Genomic DNA, 18,624 nt, shown 5'->3' on the forward strand with positions numbered 1-18,624 from the left:
CTCGACGCAGGACCTCGCTGACCACGGCCTTCACCCGGTTCGAAGCGGCGACGGTGTCGACGAGCACTCGTCGCGGTCGGCCACCAGGAGGTGCGAGGGTGAGTTTGCTGACACCGGTCTCGATCACCGTCCGTAGGAGGACGAGTCATGCCACGGCCGGATCGGTGTCGGCGACGAACGCGTGAGCTCGGTCGGTGAGCTGCTCGAAATGCCACAGCAGCGCCACCTCGATCAACTCCCGCTTGGTTCGGGCGGTGGCTTCGCCAGCACAGTTGCTGCTGCGGATCCCGCCGACCCGACGGGGCTCGGTGGCTACCGACGGCATCCTGAGCCGACCTAATCGGTGATCAGTTCGGACTCGTAGGCGAAGATCACCGCCTGAATGCGGTCGCGCAGGCCCAGCTTGGTGAGACGTTGCTCACGTGGGTCTTGTCTTTGGAGTGGCCGACGCCCCGGGACGGGCGGGCGGCTTACGTCTGCCAGCCGCGAGACCGACACCCACACCCGCGTCCGCCACGACCGCATCAACCAGGCCGGCGTCGTCACTCTCCGCCTGGCCGGAGGCCTGCACAACATCGGCGTCGGCCGGACCTACGCTTGAACCTGCGTCATGCTCCTGATCGAAGATTTCGACGTCCACATCATCGGCGCCGTCACCGGCAAACTCCTGCGGGAGCTGACCGTCGACCCGACCCGCGATAACCAGCCACGACAGCCCAGAAAGTAAAGAAACCCTCGAAAGTGCGGTCCTGCCGCAGGTTCGACGGTTTGCGATGTCTCGCGACATCACAGGGTGCCCCCCTTCGAACCTGCGGTACCGGCTGTAGGAGAGCGAGCACCTCTCGGACCCCATAGGGGCGTTGAGCTGGGCGAACACCTTCCCGAGAGACCGTGTCGCTGAAGATCATCCCCTGTATATCCCCAACTCGAATGGAGGTGGCGCTGTTCTCGGGAGACACCAGCGGACGTTGAGTTGCCGGGGGGCAGGAAGCGGGCCAGGTCCAGAAATAGGCTGCTGATTTCCTGGTTCTGGGTGTGGCGAGAAGGTGGGGTGACCGGTGGCAAGTGGACCCGTACCGCAGGGCCGCCAGGCCCGAGGAACGGAAGCCGCGCGGCAGGATTTACGGTCGTGGATGCGTGGTGAAGGCCGACAAACGAGGGCTGCGGTAGTCGTGCTATTCCCCTCCCTTGGCGTACGCCGCGTCTTGCTCTGGCTCAACGTGGGCGTATCGACTCTTGAGGTGGTAACCAGGCGGCTACGTACTGGGGTGAGGCTTCCCGCGTCGGCGCTGCCGGTCGCCAGGGTCGTTAGTTGGATCACGCTGATCGCTCAGTTGCGCACCGCGATCCTCGACGGCTACGTGCCCGAGTCAACCAGGTGGGGTTGTTGACCGTTAGGAAGACGGGTCTGCTTCTCCTCCCGGAGTGACCATCCCGGTGGCCGAGGTCCGGGAGATGGAGAGGATCTCCACGCGCACGCCCATCCCCTCCAGAGCGGTCACCGCGTGCAGCAGCGAGACCTTCGCGAATGCGAACAGGGAGTCTGGGGTCAGCGGCACCCCGTCCTTGAGCAGGATGCCGTAGACGAGGGTCAGCGACCTGAACGTCCTGTCCAGGGGGTGGCCCGAGGCCAGCTCGTCGAGCTTGGCAAGGAACTTCTCCTGGGCCTCGGTATCGAAGCGCAGGGTTTCCATGGCGACCCGGCCCTGCGCGAAGAGGTGGTTCAGCTCGGCGGTCGCTTCGGCCTTCTTCACGCAAATGAACTGGCCGGCGGGCCCGAGGGCGTCGCAGATCTCGAGTCCGCCGCCGCGCAGGCGTGCCGTGTGCACGGTGTTCTTGTCGAGCAGCACGTATCCATCCCGGGCGGCGACCTGCTTGTTGTACCAGTCCTCGTCATTCTCCTTGGGGCCGCTGCCCTTGGGCCAGGGCGGCATCGTGATCTCGGTGGAGCGGGTGAGGAGTTCGGCGATCCGCTGCTCGATGACGGCAAGGTATTCCGCGCCGATCTCGTACCATCGCCGCTGCCAGTAGAAGTAGTGGAAGCTGCCCTCGGACACCTCGGCGGTGAGCCAATGATCAGCGGGAACCTTGCTGCTGATCAGTTCGTGGCCCTCCGTGTCGGCGAACATCTGGATGCGCCCGTCGCGCAGGGCCCGCAGGCGGCCCCCCGGCTGACGGTGCCGGACGGCTTCGACGAACTGGTCGATCTCAAGCTCGGTGTGGTACTGAGAGCGGCCTCCGAGCGTCATCTTGAAGGACTCCGCGAAGTCGTAGCGGTCCCGGCAGACGCTGGGCACGGCGAGCGCGAGGAGGGCACGCTCGTCCCCGCCGAGCATGGCGTCGAGGCGCTCGTCGAGCCGCTGGACCTGCTCGGACTTCGGGAGGAGCGGCCGGACCTGGGCGATGAACTCGAACTCCGGCAGCGGGCTCGGCTGGGCGCAGACCTCCTCGATCCGCTGGAGATCGTGGAGCAGGGAGGCGGGCGTGCTGCCGAGGGGCAGTTTCACCGAACGATCGTTGCCCGTGATGTGCGCAGGCCGGCTGCGGTCCTTGGTGAAGGTAAGCGGGACGTTGGCGATCTGGCCGGCGATCTGGCTGACAATCTCTCCGAACTGCTCGATCCCGAAGCCCCGGATGTGCTCCCCGCCGGTGGCGGAGTTCTCGTCGGTCCGGCCCCGCGCGTCCATGACCTGGCGGCGGACCTTGGTGATGCGGTCGGCGTCCAGGCAGCGGATGGCGAGCTCGATGCCGAATCCGGGGTCGATCCGGGCCGGGTCGATCATCAAATGGCCCATGCCGTAGGTGAGGCCGTAGATCGCCTGCTCAGTGCGGACCAGGAGGAGGCCGAGGGTCGTCTGGTTCTCCTCGGCGACGGGGTGCCCGCTCAGAGCGCTGAGCGGGTCACACCAATCGGCCGGACCAGGGGCGATCGTGCCAGTGATGAGAAGGCCGGAGAGGCCCTCGTGGTCGACCTTGCGGGCTTTGAAGCCTTCGCGGTCCAGGTAGCGAGGGAGGACGAATGCGCGGAGGTTCGGGTGTGCGCTCGGGCCTGCGGCGCGCAGGCGGTAGAGGGAGGTCTTGCGGGTGGTCGGCGGGGTCGTGGTCTTCTCGGCGGCGACCGGGGCGTTGTGGTTCTCAGTGATCATGTCAGTCCTCGTCTGAGGTACAGGGACCCGGGTGGTCCCAGATGGCTGGGAAGTGCGGTGCGCCTTGGCCGGCGTAGGTGCGATGCGACGTGTGCGCCGGTTCTGGGGCGTGTTGTCGCGTGGCCTGGAGGCCCCTGCACGGACGCGGCTGCGCGCCCCGGAGGGTTGGAGAAGCTGTTTTCGGCCACGGATCGGGTGACTGAGGACGCTCCTAGGTGTCCTTGTCGGGCGGACACCGTCGCGCTCATCATCCTGGCTCACGGCGGTTGATCGGCTGTCACTCGTGCGGGTGCCAACGTACCACGGTTTGTTAGCACTCGTGCTAGAGTTCACAAGTGCTAACAACGTCTTGGAATGATGGTTGTTGTCCTGTATGGTCCCCTCATGAGTCTTGGCGAGCACGATGAGGTGACGGCGGCGGCGATCGCCCGGCTGGCCGGCGTCAGCCGTGCCGCCGTGGCGAACTGGCGCAGGCGCTATCCGGAGTTCCCCAAACCGGTCGGTGGCAGCGAACACAGCCCGACGTTCTCTCTTGCGGAGGTCGAGCTGTGGTTGAAGGCGACAGGGAAGGGCGACCAGTTGTCGACGGCCGGACGGACCGAGACCGGGACGCAGCGCGTCGACGGTCCCGTTCTGTTCCCGGGTGGCAAGCCCCGCCCATGGGAGAACAGCGATCTCGATCAGCTGCCAGTGCAGGGGCCGGAGCGCGGCGTCGCTGATCTGACCTCGGGTGAGCTGCTCGCCAGAGTAATGGCGTCGCTGCTGCCGCGTTCGACGGCCTCGGCCGGGTCGTCCGGCGACTGGGACGCGGACGTGCCCGTCGTGCTCGATCCCGCTTGCTCGGAGGCGACACTGCTACTGGCCGTCGCTGACCGCTTCGGCACCGAGGTTCGGCTGGCTGGGCAGGATGTCCGGCTGTCGGCTACCGAGGCGGCCGTGCGGAGGTTGAGCGACAACCCTCTCGGTACGTTGTACGAGATTCACACCGGCGACTCCCTGCTGGATAACCGGCTTAGGAGGTATCTGGGCGCGGCAGCAGCCGTCGTGTGCGAGCCGCCCTTCGACCTGCCGCAGTGGCCCTCGGCCGAGTTGGCGACCGATCCGCGCTGGGAGTTCGGCACCCCGGCCCCTCGCGACGGGGAACTGGCCTGGGTCCAGCACTGCTACGCGCATCTGCGGCCGCGGGGCGTGGCCGTCGTCGCGGTATCACCGCGCACTTGCGTGCAGCTGTCGGGGCAGCAGATACGCGCGGCGCTGGTGCGCTCCGGAGCGCTCCGAGACGTGATCGCGCTGCCGAAGGGAATGGGCTCCGCCCCCGATACCGACGTCTACCTCTGGGTTCTGCAGCGGCCTTACGGCGCTCCTGACCATCGGGAAGTCCGGATGGTGGACCTGTCGAAGCTGGGCGACGCCGCCGACGTTCCGCACGAGTTCGCCGTCTGGGAGCGACTGTTCAGCGACGCTGATCCGACGATCTCTCGTGCGGTCCCGCGCCTGGAACTCCTCGACGGCGATGTGAACCTGCTGCCGTCCCGTCATGTCACCAAGAGGGTCGAGGCGAGCGCGGATGACTTCGCCCGTGTTACCGACAGGCTGCACGCCCTCCATCTGCGAGCGCTCCAGGGGCTGCCGCGCTTCACCGCAGCGATGGCGCCGACCCGCCACTCGTCCGTCACCCTCGGCGAGCTGGAACGCGCCGGAGTGCTGACCGTCAGATCGCGCGACGACACCCCGCGTGCCGGGGACGTGCTGCTGCGAACTCTCGGCCGCCCGCCGATCGTCGCGACCGGCACCGCCGAGGACGACACTGGGATCGCGCAGATCATCGAGATCGACCCCGCCCAGCTGGACGCCGACTTCCTGGCGACCTTCCTGCGGGCTGATGCCGGGGCGCTCCCGGTGGCCAATACCCTTGGCGCGCTCAACCGCGATGACCTTCGTCGCTGCCGTGTTCCCCGGCTGCCCCTGGCTGAGCAGCGACGTTACGGCGATGCGTTTCGCTACCTGCGGGAGCTGGAGGACGTGCTTGCGGCGCTGGAGAAAGCGAGCGCGCACGTGATTGAACAGACCGTGTACGGACTGATTGCCGGCGTTCTGGCACCCGACTTCACGTTGATGAAGAACACTGATGACACGAGTGCCGCTGATGAGGAGAAGAGAGAGCTGTGACCTCGGGACCCAGTCATACCAAGATGGCGGCCGACATCTGGTCGGTGGCTGATCTGCTGCGGGGCGACTACAAGCGCCACGAGTACGGTGGGGTGATCTTGCCGTTCACGCTGCTGCGCCGCCTCGATGCGGTGATGGCCCCGACCCGGCAGGCCGTACGCGACCGTGACGCCGCGCTCACCATTCAGAACAAGCAGAAGCTGCTGGAGATCGCGGCGAAGCTGCCGTTCTACAACACCTCGCAGCAGGATTTCTCGACCATCGCAGGCGACCCGCAGAACGTCGCGAAGAACCTGCGTGACTACATCAACGGATTCTCCCCGAACGTCCGGACGATCCTGAGCCGGTTCGACCTGGACAACGAGATCACTCGCCTGGCGGGTGCGAAGATCCTCTACGCGGTGGTCGGGAAGTTCGCCTCGATGCGCGACCTCGACCGGCTCAGCAACCACGACATGGGCTACGTCTTCGAGCACCTGATCCGGAAGTTCGCCGAGGACTCCAACGAGACCGCCGGTGAGCACTTCACTCCGCGCGAGGTCATCAAGTTGATGGTCAACCTGCTGATCGCCCCGGACAAGGACGCCCTCGCCGCAGACGGTCAGGTCATCAATATTCTCGACCCAGCCTGCGGCACCGGCGGGATGCTGACCGCCGCCGAGGAGCACATCAAGTCGCTCAACCCGGACGCCACGGTCTACCTCTTCGGCCAGGAGCTCAACGCGGAGTCGTGGGCCATCTGCCAGGCAGACATGCTCATGCGCGGGCAGCGCGGCACCATCCACTTCGGCAACTCCTTCACCGACGACGGTCACCGAGGCCGGACCTTCGACTACATGCTGGCCAACCCACCCTTTGGCGTGGAATGGAAGAAGGTCAAGGACGCGGTAGAGGACGAGGCCACGCTCGGTCACGCGGGCCGCTTCGGCGCGGGGCTACCACGCATCAACGACGGCTCGTTCCTCTTCCTGCAGCACATGCTTGACAAGATGGACCCGGTTGAGGGCAAAGGGTCGCGCCTGGCGATCGTCTTCAACGGCTCCCCGCTCTTCACCGGTGCCGCTGAGTCCGGCGAGTCGAAGATCCGCCAATGGATTCTGGAAAATGACTGGCTGGAAGGCATCGTCGCTCTGCCAGACCAGCTCTTCTACAACACTGGCATCTCCACTTACTTCTGGATCCTCTCCAACCGGAAGCCCGAGAAGCTACGCGGCAAAGTGATCCTGCTCGACGCCCGTGACCAGTGGGAGAAGATGCGCAAGTCCCTCGGGGACAAGCGCAAGCAGATCAGCGACGACCAGATCAAGCACATCACCGAGTTGTACGTCGACGCGGTGAAGGTCGCGGCGGACGTCGGCCACCCCGACCACGCCAAGGTAAAGATCTTCCGCACCCGCGACTTCGGCTATCACCGCATCACCGTGGAGCGCCCACTCAAGCTCCGCTTCGAGGTCACCGAGGACACTTTGGTAGCGCTGGGTAACGCGAAAGCGCTGACCAAATGGGACGGACGCGACGCGTTGATTGAGGCACTGCGCCGCCTGGTCGGCTCAGTCTGGTGGACGAAGAAGGACGCAACTAACGCAATGCATAAGGCCGTCGTCGACAGCGGAGCCCAGTGGCCCAGCACCGCCCTGCTGATGAAAGCGGTCTTTGGCGCGGTTGCAACCTCCGACCCCGAGGGCGAGGTCCAGAAGGCCAAAGATGGCACGATCCTGCCCGACCCGGACCTGCGCGACTATGAGAACATCTCGCTCGATGAAGACATCGAGACTTACTTCGCCAGAGAGGTCACTCCGCACGCCCAGGATGCGTGGATCGACCACAGTAAGACGAAGGTCGGCTACGAGATCCCCTTCACCCGGCACTTCTACGTCTACACCCCGCCCCGTCCCCTGGCTGAGATCGACGCCGAACTGCGCGAATTGGAGACGCAGATTCAGAAGCTTCTTGGGGAGGTGGCGGGGTGACGGAGTCGACCAAGGACATTCCGTATGGGGATTCACTACCAGCACACTGGAAGGTGGTGCCGCTAAAATATTTGGTAAAACTAGATAATGGCTACATCTTCAAGCCGGACGACTGGAGTGAAGCGGGAATTCCAATTCTTCGCATCGAGAATCTAAATGGCTCAGAAAACTACAACTTTTCTACGTTGGAACTGTCAAAAAGGTATAGGGTTGCCGCTGGCGACCTCCTCTATTCCTGGTCGGGAAATCCTGGAACATCTTTCGGTCCTTTCCGTTGGCAAAAGCCTGGTCACTTCTACCTGAACCAGCACATCTACAAGGTTCATGTTCATGGATGTGACCCGGGTTGGCTCTTCTGGGCATTGAAAGCCGCTACTCATTGGATTGAGCGAGAACTCACTAGTGGCATGATCGGAATGGTTCATGTCACAAAGGACGAGCTCGGAAGTGTGCCGATTCCCATTCCTTCGATCGAGGAGCAGCGCCGCATCGCAAAATTCCTCGATGAGGAGACTGCTCGGATCGATGATCTCGTCGCTAAGAAGCGTAAGATAAGCGCCTTGTTTGAAGAGCGAGCCCAGACGGTCATCGACGAGACCGTGCAGGGAACGATGCTTCGAGCTCTCGACGGTAGACCCATGGGTATCGCTGGAATGAAAAACGTCCGATTGGGCGCCATGGCGGTAGTTCAAAGCGGATTCACCATGGATGCCGGCAGAAATAGTGGAGCGGATTCGGTCACTCTGCCATATTTGCGCGTAGCGAATGTTCTTGATGGCTCACTCGCCCTGCAAGATATCAAGGAAGTGACACTTCCGCGATCACTTGCCGAACGATGCACTCTACAGACAGGTGACGTTCTGATGACTGAGGGTGGTGACCCTGACAAGCTCGGCCGAGGGACAGTCTGGTCCGGCGACCTTGAGCCATGCCTACACCAAAATGCCATTTTTGCGGTGAGGCCGGACTCGCGGCTACTGCCAGAGTATCTCGCGCTGATAACGCGCACGCGATATGCCCGTTCCTATTTCGAAATGACTGCGAGTAAGTCAACCGGGATCGCTCACACGAGCAGTACGAAAATTACAGGATTTCGTATCCCGATGCTTGCTGTCTCTGAGCAGCGCCGAGTCGTCCACCTCGTCACTGAATCGTTGGCTAAAATGGAGGCGTTGCGCGAGATAGCGGACCAACAGGTTGGCCTCCTTACTGGCCGCCGCCAGGCATTGATCACTGCTGCTGTTACCGGGCAGTTTGATGTCCCGACCGCGGGTCGAGTGGACACGTCGGGGCTCCCTCCAGTTGGAGGTGTGTTGGCATGACGCCTGGAGCGCACGGCGAGTGGGCCTTCGAGGATCGGGTCGAGGCGAAGCTTCTCGCGCGGGGTTGGGTGCGTGCACAGGGAACATTCAAGGTCGACTTGGGGCTCGACACCGGAGAGATGTTCCGCTTCATCGGTGCGACGCAGGCGAAGAAGTGGGACCGCCTCGTTGGGTTCTACGGGGGTGACCAGACTGTGGCGCAGCGGCAGTTCGCACAACGGGTGGCTGCCGAGGTCGACGCGCGCGGGGTGTTGGACGTGCTGCGGCAGGGGGTGCGGGACCGAGGGGTGCAGATCGACCTGGCGTACTTCCGGCCTGGTCACACCCTGGCCGCCGATGCCCTCGCGGAGTACGACGCGAACGTGCTGACGGTTGCCCGGCAGCTGCATTACAGTGTGCGTCACCCGAAGCGCTCGATCGATATGGCACTCTTCGTCAATGGGCTGCCGACCGCAACGGTCGAGTTGAAGAACCCGAACACCGGGCAGAACGCAGACCACGCCATCGCCCAGTACCGGCGGGACCGAGATCCAAACGACGTGTTCCTCTCCAAGCGGGCGCTGGTCCACTTCGCGGTGGACCCCGACCGGGCCTTTCTCACCACGCGCCTACGCGGCGCCGACACGCAGTTCCTGCCCTTCAACATCGGATCCAACGGGCCCGGCCGGGCCGGCGGGGCGGGAAACCCGGCGGCCAAGCCAGGATCGTACAGCGTGGACTACCTGTGGGAGGAGATCTGGCAGCGCGACAACTGGCTGGAGATCCTGCACCGGTTCATGCATATCCAGGTGCCGGACCGGAGGGGCGTGAAGGAGAACCCACACACCTTGCCGAAGGTGTTCCCGCGCTACCACCAGTGGCACGCGGTACAGAAGCTGGTCGACCACGCACGAGAGCACGGGGCCGGGCATCACTACCTGATCCAGCATTCGGCGGGTTCGGGAAAGTCGAACACGATTGCCTGGCTGTCACACCGGCTCTCGAATCTCTTCGACGCAGATAACCAGCCAGTGTTCGACAAGATCATCGTGATCACGGACCGGGTGGTGCTGGACCGGCAGCTGCAGAGGACCATCTTCCAGTTCGACCACACACCTGGCGTTGTCAAGAAGATCGATGTCGATTCGACGCAGCTCGCCGCAGCCCTCGGTGACGCCACCTCGAAGATCGTTATCAGTACCCTGCAGATGTATCCCTTCCTGCTGAACAAGATTGTCGACATGGAGCTGGCGGGCAAGCGATACGCCGTCATCATCGACGAGGCGCACTCCTCGCAGGGTGGGGAGTCCGCGATCCAGCTCAAGCAGGCACTCGGCGCGAACGCGACGCCGCGAGAGGAGGATGAGGACGATGCGACCTACATGACACGGGTGCGTGGCAGACAGCCGAACCTGTCGTACTTCGCGTTCACCGCGACACCGAAGTCACCGACGCTGAAGCTGTTCGGAACCTTCGACCCCGAGCGGGTGAACCCACGCACAGGCGAGGTCGGGATGTACGTTCCCTTCCACATCTACTCGATGCGGCAGGCCATCGATGAGGGCTACATCCTTGATGTGCTGGCCAACTACATCACTTACGACACGAAGTGGCGGCTGCGGAACGCGGCCGTCGACCAGAACGAGTCCCAGATAGCCAATCCGGAGGTCGACGCTGGCAAGGCGAAGGCGCGACTGGTCCGTCTCGCGGAACTGCATCCCAAGTCGCTGGAGCAGAAGGCCCGGTTGATCGTCGACGACTTCCGGGAGAACCTTGCCGGGCGGCTCGGCGGGCGAGCCCGGGCCATGGTGGTCACCAGCGGGCGGCAGCACGCGCTCGAGTTGTACCAGGCGATACGTAACTACGTCTCCCTGCGCGGGTACACCGACTGCGGCACGCTCGTCGCGTTCTCCGGGCAGCTGAAGGACGACGCCGGCCTGGAGTTCACCGAGTCGCAGCTCAACGGCTTCCCTGAGGGGCAGCTGCCGGATCGGTTCGCGTACACCAAGGCTGACGATCCGCAGGCTGCCGCGCGTAATCAGGACGAGTATCGCCTCCTGGTTGTTGCGGACAAGTACCAGACCGGGTTCGACCAGCCGTTGCTGTGTGGGATGTACGTTGACAAGCCGCTGACCGGGGTCACCGCGGTGCAGACGCTGTCCCGGCTGAACCGGATCCATCCGTTGAAGTCGCAGGATGATGTGCACGTCCTGGACTTCGTCAACCAGGCCGCCGACATCCAGGCCGCGTTCGGGGACTGGTTCGAGACGACGATCACCGAGCCCAGCGACCCGAACCTGCTCTACACCAAGCAGCGCGAGGTAATGGAATACCAGCTGCTGGTCGCCTCGGAGATGGAGGCGTTCATCCGGGTCCTGGCGGCAGCCGGACCAGGCCGGCTGCCGGAGGCGGCCGAGCGGAAACTCCACGCCGAGCTGCACGAATACCTCAAGCCCGCGTTGGACCGCTTCGACGCGCTGGACACCGACGACGAGCGGGAGGGCTTCCGGAGCGCGCTTCAGGACTACGTGCGCGCCTACAGCCTCATCGCCCAGATCGTCGACTGGGGCGACCGGGATCTCGAACGCCTCTACCAGTACGGCCGGATCCTGCTGCTCCGGCTGCCCGGACGGCCCTCGACCTCCATCGACATCGGGGACGCAGACCTGAGCCATTTCCGGTTGGAGCACACCGGGCGCCACAACGTGTCGCTGTCGGCAGTCGGCGATCGGGCCGTACGGGGCCACGCTGCTGACGGCGGCGGCTACCGGGAGCCGGAGGTGAAGCCGCTGTCGGAGGTGATCGAGGAGCTGAACGATCGCTTCGGCCTCGGCCTGGGAACCGCCGACCAGATCCTGATCTACCAGCAGGTCGTCGGCCTGGTCGAGGACACCGGGATGCAGCAGATCGCGCTGATGAACGACGAGGCCCGGTTCGGACAGGTCGCCGACGACCGGCTCGATGACATCGTCGCGGAGAACGCCGAACGTAACACCGATTTCATGAAGCTGTATTTCGATAACAACGAGTTCCAAAAGGCGATCAAAGAGGCGGCCCGCAAGCGCGCTTACCGGATCATCACCGAGCCCGCACGGGATGAGGCGCTGGCCAAGCTCCGCGCGGAGATGCGGCGGGAGACCGGCGGTCTAGCCGGATAGGAGTTCGACCTGGAGATAGAGGTGATGGGACGTGGAGGATGCGGCCGGACAACCGGTCGAAAGACGACTGCTAGCGGGTCGTTACCGCGTGGACGGGTCACTTGGCAAGGGAGGCATGAGCGAGGTCTTCCACGGCTACGACGAACGGCTGGACCGGCGGGTCGCGATCAAGATGCTTCGGACCTCCTCGGCGGAAGCGATCCCGGGCGGGCCGGACAGCCCTGAGGCGGCGGAGATCCTCGATGCCCTGGACCGTGACCGTAGGCGGTTTCTGCGGGAGATCCGCACCACTGCTCAGTTGGAGCACCCTGGCATTCCGGCGGTCTACGACACGGGTGTCGAGACGGCCCCCGCCGGTAACTCGCAGCTGTGGCTCGTCATGCAGCTGCTGCGTGGTTCGACGCTGGAGTCGCTGCTGGACAGGGCGGACTACGTCGTCGCGATGCCTAGCGTGTCCTGGGCGGCGTCGATCGCCGCGCAGATCGCGGCGGTCCTGGTAGACGTGCACCGGATCGACATTGTCCACCGGGACATCAAGCCCGCCAACGTGATGCTCGTGGACGGCGGCCTGGTGAAGGTGCTTGACTTCGGCATCGCGATCCTGCGTGGTGCGGGAGCGCTGCCGAGGCTCACGCAGGTGGACCGGACCGTCGGCACCCCACCGTACATGTCGCCGGAGCAGTGCATAGGCCAGGTGGTGGCCTCCGCCTCGGACATCTACTCGCTAGGCTGCCTGCTGTTCGAGCTGCTTACCGGTGACGTGCCGTTCCACGGGACGACCGACAGGCCCGTGCGCTTCCATCACCTTCAGACGGCGGCACCGTCGGTACGGGCGCGCCGCCCGGACGTCCCGGCGGAGCTCGATGCGCTCCTGTTGTGGATGATGGCGAAGCAGCCAGCGGTTCGGCCCTCAGCGGAGGCCGTTTACGAGGAACTCCTCCCGTTCGTGACGGTGCCGGGCGGATCGGTCGGTGGGGCGGGGAACCTCGACGAGAACCGCGACCCGACCCGTCCGTTCCGGCGGCCGTTACTGGCTCCGGTCAAGCGTCAGGAGCAGGGCGGCGGCCGGGGAAACCTCACCGAAGTCGAATTCGAGGAGTTGCGGGCCAACGTCCAGGTGCTCCTGGACAACGACCATCCATCCGAGGCAATCCGTCTCCTGGAAGATGGCGTTGCCCGCGCGGAGGACTCGTTCCTGGAATTGCGGCTGCGGCACTTCCTGGCTGCCGCGCATTTCTACGCCGGGGAGTACACCCGGGCAGCGTCACTGTTCGACGTCGTCGGACGTGACTACCGCAAGCGGCTCCCCCAGAACGACTTCTACGTCCTCGACTGCTCGTATCACGCGGGTCACGCTTACGCCGAGATCGGCAAGCTGGACAAGGCCCTGCCGCACCTGCGCTTCTACGTCGGCAACGCCGTCAACGCCACTCCCGCGGCGGACGACGACAGTGCAGAGCGGATCCGAGAATCACGCTTCGTCATCGCGCAGATGCTCGCAGCGTCCGGATACCCGGACGAAGCGATAGCGGAGTTCGAAACCGTCCGTCCGCTTCTAGCGGAGGCGTTCGGTGCGGACTCGACCCAGATACGGAACCTCGACAAGCAGATCCGGCGACTGAAGTCTGTCCAAGGAGGGCTGCCCTTCCTCGAATGATGTTTGTTGGTGGACTAGCGATGATGTGATGCTCACCCGGGATCGGCAATATCGTCACGGCGGACCGCCTCACATCGCAGGGCGCTTGACAATGCCGCCTGGCCAGGTCATGGCCTTGTAGGAGCTTCGGTGGCCTGGGCGATCTTTGACCGCCAGGGAAGGGAAATCGCATGCGGCATGATGATCGGTCGTGCTTCTTCGCCTGGCCTACCTGACCGTCACCAACGCCTTCGCCACGCTACGTCTCATGCTTCCCTCCCGGACTAGCTCTGACTTTGCTCGGGTCCGAATCCGAGAGATTTCGGGGCACCTCATTTCTGCAGGCTGCCCTGGCGCTTAGCCACATCAGCATCGAGGTCGCCGTGGTGAATATCTACACGCTGCCCCTTGAAACGGACCCCCACGCACTATCCATACCGACTACTGAGAGGGCGTGAAGTGGCCGATGGTGGGGCGATCAGGACGCGGGGCGGCGAGTTGCTAGGATGACCCCGCTTCCATGCTGGAGTTCGACAGCGGTTAGTTGAGGATGGAACAGCAGTGCCTGACGGACGCTCTCCTTTCTGTCGTGTCCCCAGGTCGACTCTGGGGCGACGGTCATGTCATCCACGATCAGCAGGCCACCAGGCTTAAGTGCGGCAATTGTAAGATCAAGCCCTCGGTACTTACCTGCCGGGGCGTTTGCGAAGATTAGATCAAACGGCTCGCTGTCGCTAAGTATCTCTAGTACATCGCCCACCCCAAACTTCACGAACTCCGGCCAAAGGCCTTCTGAGGCACCATAAGAGGCAATGGCCGCCAGGGACTGGTTTCGTTCCAGTGTGATCACGGAGATATCTGCCCTGGGAAGAGCGCCTGATGCAATCCACGCAGTTCCTACCCCGGTCCCCGTACCGATCTCAAGCACACGGGCGGGTGCAGGGAGGTGCGCAGTCAAAACGGAGAGTAGTCGACCGACCTCAGGGATTGGCGAGTGCTCGTACGAGTACCGTTCTGCTCGCTCAGATGCGACGACGACTAGCGGGGGAAGATCTGCAGCCATAACTCCGCTAACCTACCCCACCGGATTGGAGTGTCAGTGGCCGTCCAGTTTTACCTCGTGTATCTGGTTGCTGAATCATCGTCCGAAGCGTGCGGGTGGCGCGGGCCACGATCGGCCGAAGAGCCGCAGCGTGGCCCGCTGGCCGCCCGGCGTGCGCGGGGCGCCGCAGGCGGCACGTGCCTTGAGAACGTGGAGATAAGTCTCATCCGGTGATCTTTCTGTACGTGTGTGCTGTCCCGGGACATGCTTGACGCGTGAGTCCCACGACATGGGCGACAGGTGCCGTTATCGGCCAGTCTGGCGTGCGTCGTTACGGCGTCGTGCGTCAGGAGGCCGGGATTGGCCCTGGTGGATATGTCCGTGGTGGAGCAGCGGTATCGGGCTGTGCTGGCGGTGCTGGCCGGCGGTTCGGTGACCGAGGTCGCCCGCGAGGTCGGGGTGGCGCGGCAGACGTTGTCGGGCTGGGTGTCGCGCTATCGGGAGTCGGGGCTGGGCGGGCTGGTGGATCGGTCGCGGGGCCCGCATTCGTCTCCGTCACAGATGCCGGCTGAGGTGGAGGTGCTGGTGTGCGAGCTGCGGCGCCGGCATCCGCGGTGGGGTCCGGTCCGGCTGGCGCACGAGGCCGGCCGCCGGGGTGTGGATCCGCCGCCGTCTCGGATGGGGGTGTATCGGGCGCTGGTGCGTCATGGGCTGATCGAGCCCGGTGCGGGGCGGCGTAAGCGGGTCTATCGGCGCTGGCAGCGGGATGCGCCGATGGAGTTATGGCAGCTGGACATCGTCGGCGGCGTGTTCCTGGCCGACGGGCGTGAGGTCAAGGTGGTCACCGGCGTGGATGACCATTCGCGTTTTTTGTGTGATCGCCAAGGCGGTGGTGCGGGCCACCGGCCGGGCCGTGTGCCTGGCCTTTGTCGAGGCGTTGCGGGCGTTCGGGGCGCCGGGTGAGGTGCTGACGGACAACGGCAAGCAGTTCACCGCCCGGTTCGGTCATGGCGGGGAGGTGTTGTTCGACCGGATCTGCCGGGACAACGCCATCGTGCATCGGCTGACGCAGCCGCGCTCGCCGACGACGACGGGCAAGGTGGAGCGTTTCCACCAGTCGATGCGCCGGGAACTGCTGGAGGAGCACGGCCCGTTCGCCAGCATCGAGCATGCCCAGCAGGTCCTGGACGCCTTCGTCGCCGACTAGAACATCCACCGGCCGCATCAGGCGCTGGACATGAACCGGCCCACCGACCGGTTCCAACCCCGCCACGAGGATGCCTTGCCGCTACGACTGCCGCCGGCCCTGCGTGCCCCGTCCGAACCACAGCCCGAGTCCGAGCCCGACGCTCGGGTTGAGCCGGCGCCGACACCGCTACCGGTCGACCCGGTCGACCCGGTCGAGCCGGTGGCTGACGACGGTGACCTGGTCGAGCTGGCCGTGGAGTTCACCCGGGTCGTTGCCTCGGCCAACCTGGCCATCTGCGGGCAGCAGTTCTGGTTGGGCACCCACTGCGCCGGCCTCACCCTCACGCTGCGGGTCGATATCGGCACCGTCAAGCTGCTGGCCGGCGGGGTCAGGATCAAGAAGGTCCCGTCCCGGCTCACCCCTCCGCACCTGCGCCGCCTGATCGCCGAGGGCGGCAGGCGCATCCGGCCCGCTCCCGCACCGGTCCGGCACGGCGCCGGCGGGGCGGTCGAGGTCGACCGGACCATCAACGCCAGCGGCCTGGTCGCCCTGGGCGGTCGGCAGTACTCGGTCGGCTACCAGTTTGCTGAGCGCCGGTTGACCGTCCGCATCGACGGTGCCGTGCTGCACCTGAGCGATGGGCACACGCTGCTGCGCACCCTGCCCAACCCGCTCACCAGCACCGAGATGGCCCGCCTGCGTGACGCCCGCCCTGCCAGGCCCGAACCACGCCCGGCCGCCGAGCCCGTTCGCGTGCAGCGGCGCGTCAGCAGCCGCGGCTAGCTCTCGGTCGCGGGCCAGTGCATCCGCGTGGGCATCGGCTACGCCGAAACGACCGTGACGATCGAGGACACCGACGGGACCTTCCGCATCACCACGCATGCCAGCCAGGTCATCGCCGAGGTCGCCCGCACCACCACCAAGCCGATCGCCCGGTTCAAAGTCCGCAAGCCCCAGCACCAACGGAAGGTCACCTCGGGCGGGTAGAACTGCGTCCATAGACGTGATCAAGCTGCAACAGGCGTTAGACGACCTCTTCGACCAGGCCCTGCTGCGGCATGGCTTCGTGGATCACCTGCGCGACTACCAGCTCGTGATCCTGCCGATGCCCGATCCCCAGACCGGGACCACACCGGCGACGCGGCGTTACCTGTTCCGGTACTGCGTGCAGGCCACCTGCACCACCGCGCTGCCAGCCCACACCTGGCGGGTCTCGCTCGATGACCGGCTCACCACCTACGAAACCGGGGCCGAGCTTGACGGATATGTCTGGGGTGTCAATTGGCAGGCGCTTTATCCCGGCGTCACGCTCATCACCGACTCACCCACCGCCCGGAGCTGGGCCGCAGCCATCGGCATCGATTTCCATGAAGTCCGGATCGAGACCAACGTGCACGACCTCACCCTGGTCTTCTCCGACCTGACCATCGAAGAACTTCCGCCCCCGTGACCGGGACACGGCCCGCTGTCGGTATGGCGGATCAGGAGGAGGGGCGCCAGCCTCATTGAGGGCCACGTTGTTGACAGAAGGCACGAGGCTGTTCAGCTCGTGCGCGTCCGGGTCGTTGTTGGCGATCCGCCTGCTCACGTCATGCAGCCTGCTCTGGCGTGGGGTGTTCAGCTGTGTGCAGGTTCGGTATCAGACGGTGGGCTGACGAAGCTGCCCATGTGCGGGATGGTGTAGACGAGGCCCTCTTCGCGGAGGGCGCGTACCGCTTTGCGGGCAGTGTCGCGAGCGATGCCGAATTCCTGGACGAGTGAGAGCTCGGAGACCAGGTACTTGGGCGGATAGGTGCCGGACTGGATGCGCTGACGAATGACGTCTGCCACCTGCTGCCACTTCGGCCGGTCGGGCTCGAACTCGAACATGGGTCAACGGTAGGAAACCGCCCCGGTCGCTCTACGGTCGCCTACGTCGATAGACGTGGGTAGACATGGCCTGTACGGTGACTGTGTGTCAGCACGCGGCTATGACCTCGACATACTTCGCGCGGCGTTCCCGGCCTGGTCGCTGTTCTGTAGCGACGCGGGCGTCTTCTACGCGACCCGGCGCGGTGTCCGTCTCCGGGATGCCGACATCGACAAGGGTCTGTGGCAGACCGTCAGTGCGGACGACGCGGAGGTCTTCGTGTCGCTGCTTCGGGATCAGACTCAGATGGCGGTGAGGTCGTGAGTGTCGGTCCGCCCCCGCACTTCAAGCATCACGGCCCCCATGTGCCGGCTGACCGAGTGGGGGCGGTACGAGTGGAGTGGTCGCCGATCCTGCCTCGGGCTGACCGGCTGCGGATCCGCGACCATTCGTGCTCGTGTAGGTACCCGATGTTCGAGTTCTGCACGGCCGGGGGTCTGTGGTTCGTCCGGTGCCACCCGGCCAAGGACCCCGCGGGCATCCTGGAGAGCGCGTGGATGCCCGCTCGCGCCGCACAAAGGCTGTGGCGGCAGATCCTCAGCGGCGAGGCGCAGTGACCACGAAGTGCTCGCGCGCCGTTGAAGAAGGCGCTGGCAGTCTGCTGTGCGATCTCTTGCGGGGTGGCCAGATCGGTGTGGGAGCACCGGTGGATCAGATCGCTGTCGTTGGTGTGTAGGTCAGCCAGCGTTTCGTCCATGCTTGGAGGGCGGTTGGTGGTGTCGCTGTCGCCAGGCTGGTGGGAGTGTTGCTCACAGACCTGGCGGGGATCCAGAGCAGTACGACGAGCCACGGCGCGGACTGGATCAGGTGGCGGATGTCGGCGACGTTGCCGCTGCGGAACTCGATGTACTCGCGCATCGACTCGGGATCACAGCGCACCCACACCACGCGGGGGCAGAGGCCAGGGCCCGACGAGCTCCCGGAGCACCCGGTATGAGCACCGGTCCGGTCCCTGGAGGTGCTCGCCTCAGGAGACGGGTACGCCGCGGGTGACGTGCTGGGCCACCACACCGCTATGGATCTTCCTGAGCGGCCCCGCACGTACTGGATGACTTGACCCTTCACATGAAGTCGAGCGCTCATGGGGCCGGTCGTGTCCGCCCG

13 protein-coding genes and 1 pseudogene are annotated in these 18,624 nt (G+C 64.9%); 9 read left to right on the forward strand and 5 right to left on the reverse strand.

From position 1 onward, the window contains the following. Nucleotides 1–145 precede the first annotated feature (145 nt). The gene (locus tag ACBR40_RS20430) at nucleotides 146–325 is read right to left on the reverse strand and encodes a hypothetical protein (RefSeq protein WP_371249759.1); all 180 of its coding nucleotides are present in this window, start codon (nucleotides 323–325) and stop codon (nucleotides 146–148) included. A 1,069-nt stretch (nucleotides 326–1,394) separates the two neighbouring features. Further along, nucleotides 1,395–3,146: a DUF6119 family protein gene (locus ACBR40_RS20435; RefSeq protein ID WP_371249760.1), complete on the reverse strand. Its 1,752-nt coding sequence runs from the start codon at nucleotides 3,144–3,146 to the stop codon at nucleotides 1,395–1,397. A gap of 384 nt (nucleotides 3,147–3,530) precedes the next feature. On the opposite strand from ACBR40_RS20435, the gene ACBR40_RS20440 reads away from it, so the two are divergent. The 5 genes from ACBR40_RS20440 (at nucleotide 3,531) to ACBR40_RS20460 (ending at nucleotide 13,401) form a co-directional block, all read left to right on the forward strand. Continuing rightward, nucleotides 3,531–5,315: an N-6 DNA methylase gene (locus tag ACBR40_RS20440; RefSeq protein ID WP_371249761.1), complete on the forward strand. Its 1,785-nt coding sequence runs from the start codon at nucleotides 3,531–3,533 to the stop codon at nucleotides 5,313–5,315. A gap of 23 nt (nucleotides 5,316–5,338) precedes the next feature. Next, entirely contained in the window at nucleotides 5,339–7,285 is a 1,947-nt protein-coding gene (locus tag ACBR40_RS20445) for an N-6 DNA methylase (protein ID WP_371249762.1), read from the forward strand. After that, nucleotides 7,282–8,607, forward strand: coding sequence for a restriction endonuclease subunit S (locus ACBR40_RS20450; protein ID WP_371249763.1), 1,326 nt, complete (start codon nucleotides 7,282–7,284; stop codon nucleotides 8,605–8,607). Before ACBR40_RS20445 ends, ACBR40_RS20450 begins: the two co-directional genes overlap by 4 nt. Further along, nucleotides 8,604–11,744 (forward strand): type I restriction endonuclease subunit R, encoded by a 3,141-nt coding sequence (locus tag ACBR40_RS20455; protein WP_371249764.1) that lies wholly within the window; start codon nucleotides 8,604–8,606, stop codon nucleotides 11,742–11,744. The genes ACBR40_RS20450 and ACBR40_RS20455 overlap by 4 nt, the downstream gene beginning before the upstream one ends. Nucleotides 11,745–11,832: 88 nt before the next feature. Next, nucleotides 11,833–13,401 carry a protein kinase gene (locus tag ACBR40_RS20460; RefSeq protein ID WP_371249900.1) on the forward strand — a complete coding sequence of 523 codons (1,569 nt, stop codon included), beginning with the start codon at nucleotides 11,833–11,835 and terminating at the stop codon, nucleotides 13,399–13,401. Nucleotides 13,402–13,858: 457 nt separating this feature from the next. On the opposite strand, the gene ACBR40_RS20465 is transcribed toward ACBR40_RS20460, so the two are convergent. Then, nucleotides 13,859–14,443 (reverse strand): O-methyltransferase, encoded by a 585-nt coding sequence (locus tag ACBR40_RS20465; RefSeq protein WP_371249765.1) that lies wholly within the window; start codon nucleotides 14,441–14,443, stop codon nucleotides 13,859–13,861. Between the two features lie 354 nt (nucleotides 14,444–14,797). On the opposite strand from ACBR40_RS20465, the pseudogene ACBR40_RS20470 reads away from it, so the two are divergent. Further along, a pseudogene (locus ACBR40_RS20470) lies at nucleotides 14,798–16,598 on the forward strand (IS481 family transposase). Nucleotides 16,599–16,614: 16 nt separating this feature from the next. Then, the gene (locus tag ACBR40_RS20475; RefSeq protein WP_371249766.1) at nucleotides 16,615–17,061 is read left to right on the forward strand and encodes a hypothetical protein; all 447 of its coding nucleotides are present in this window, start codon (nucleotides 16,615–16,617) and stop codon (nucleotides 17,059–17,061) included. A gap of 167 nt (nucleotides 17,062–17,228) precedes the next feature. Here ACBR40_RS20475 and ACBR40_RS20480 read toward each other — a convergent pair whose 3' ends face one another. Beyond that, on the reverse strand, nucleotides 17,229–17,480 hold the full coding sequence (locus ACBR40_RS20480) for a GntR family transcriptional regulator (RefSeq protein ID WP_371249767.1): 252 nt from the start codon (nucleotides 17,478–17,480) through the stop codon (nucleotides 17,229–17,231). Nucleotides 17,481–17,565: 85 nt separating this feature from the next. Here ACBR40_RS20480 and ACBR40_RS20485 point away from each other — a divergent pair, with 85 nt between their 5' ends. Then, nucleotides 17,566–17,784 (forward strand): hypothetical protein, encoded by a 219-nt coding sequence (locus tag ACBR40_RS20485; protein WP_371249768.1) that lies wholly within the window; start codon nucleotides 17,566–17,568, stop codon nucleotides 17,782–17,784. Nucleotides 17,785–17,930: 146 nt separating this feature from the next. Continuing rightward, on the forward strand, nucleotides 17,931–18,077 hold the full coding sequence (locus tag ACBR40_RS20490) for a hypothetical protein (protein WP_371249769.1): 147 nt from the start codon (nucleotides 17,931–17,933) through the stop codon (nucleotides 18,075–18,077). Between the two features lie 94 nt (nucleotides 18,078–18,171). Here ACBR40_RS20490 and ACBR40_RS20495 read toward each other — a convergent pair whose 3' ends face one another. Beyond that, the gene (locus ACBR40_RS20495; protein ID WP_371249770.1) at nucleotides 18,172–18,378 is read right to left on the reverse strand and encodes a hypothetical protein; all 207 of its coding nucleotides are present in this window, start codon (nucleotides 18,376–18,378) and stop codon (nucleotides 18,172–18,174) included. Nucleotides 18,379–18,624: the final 246 nt, after the last annotated feature.

Source organism: Nonomuraea sp. AD125B (assembly GCF_041402765.1).
Taxonomy (GTDB): domain Bacteria; phylum Actinomycetota; class Actinomycetes; order Streptosporangiales; family Streptosporangiaceae; genus Nonomuraea; species Nonomuraea bangladeshensis.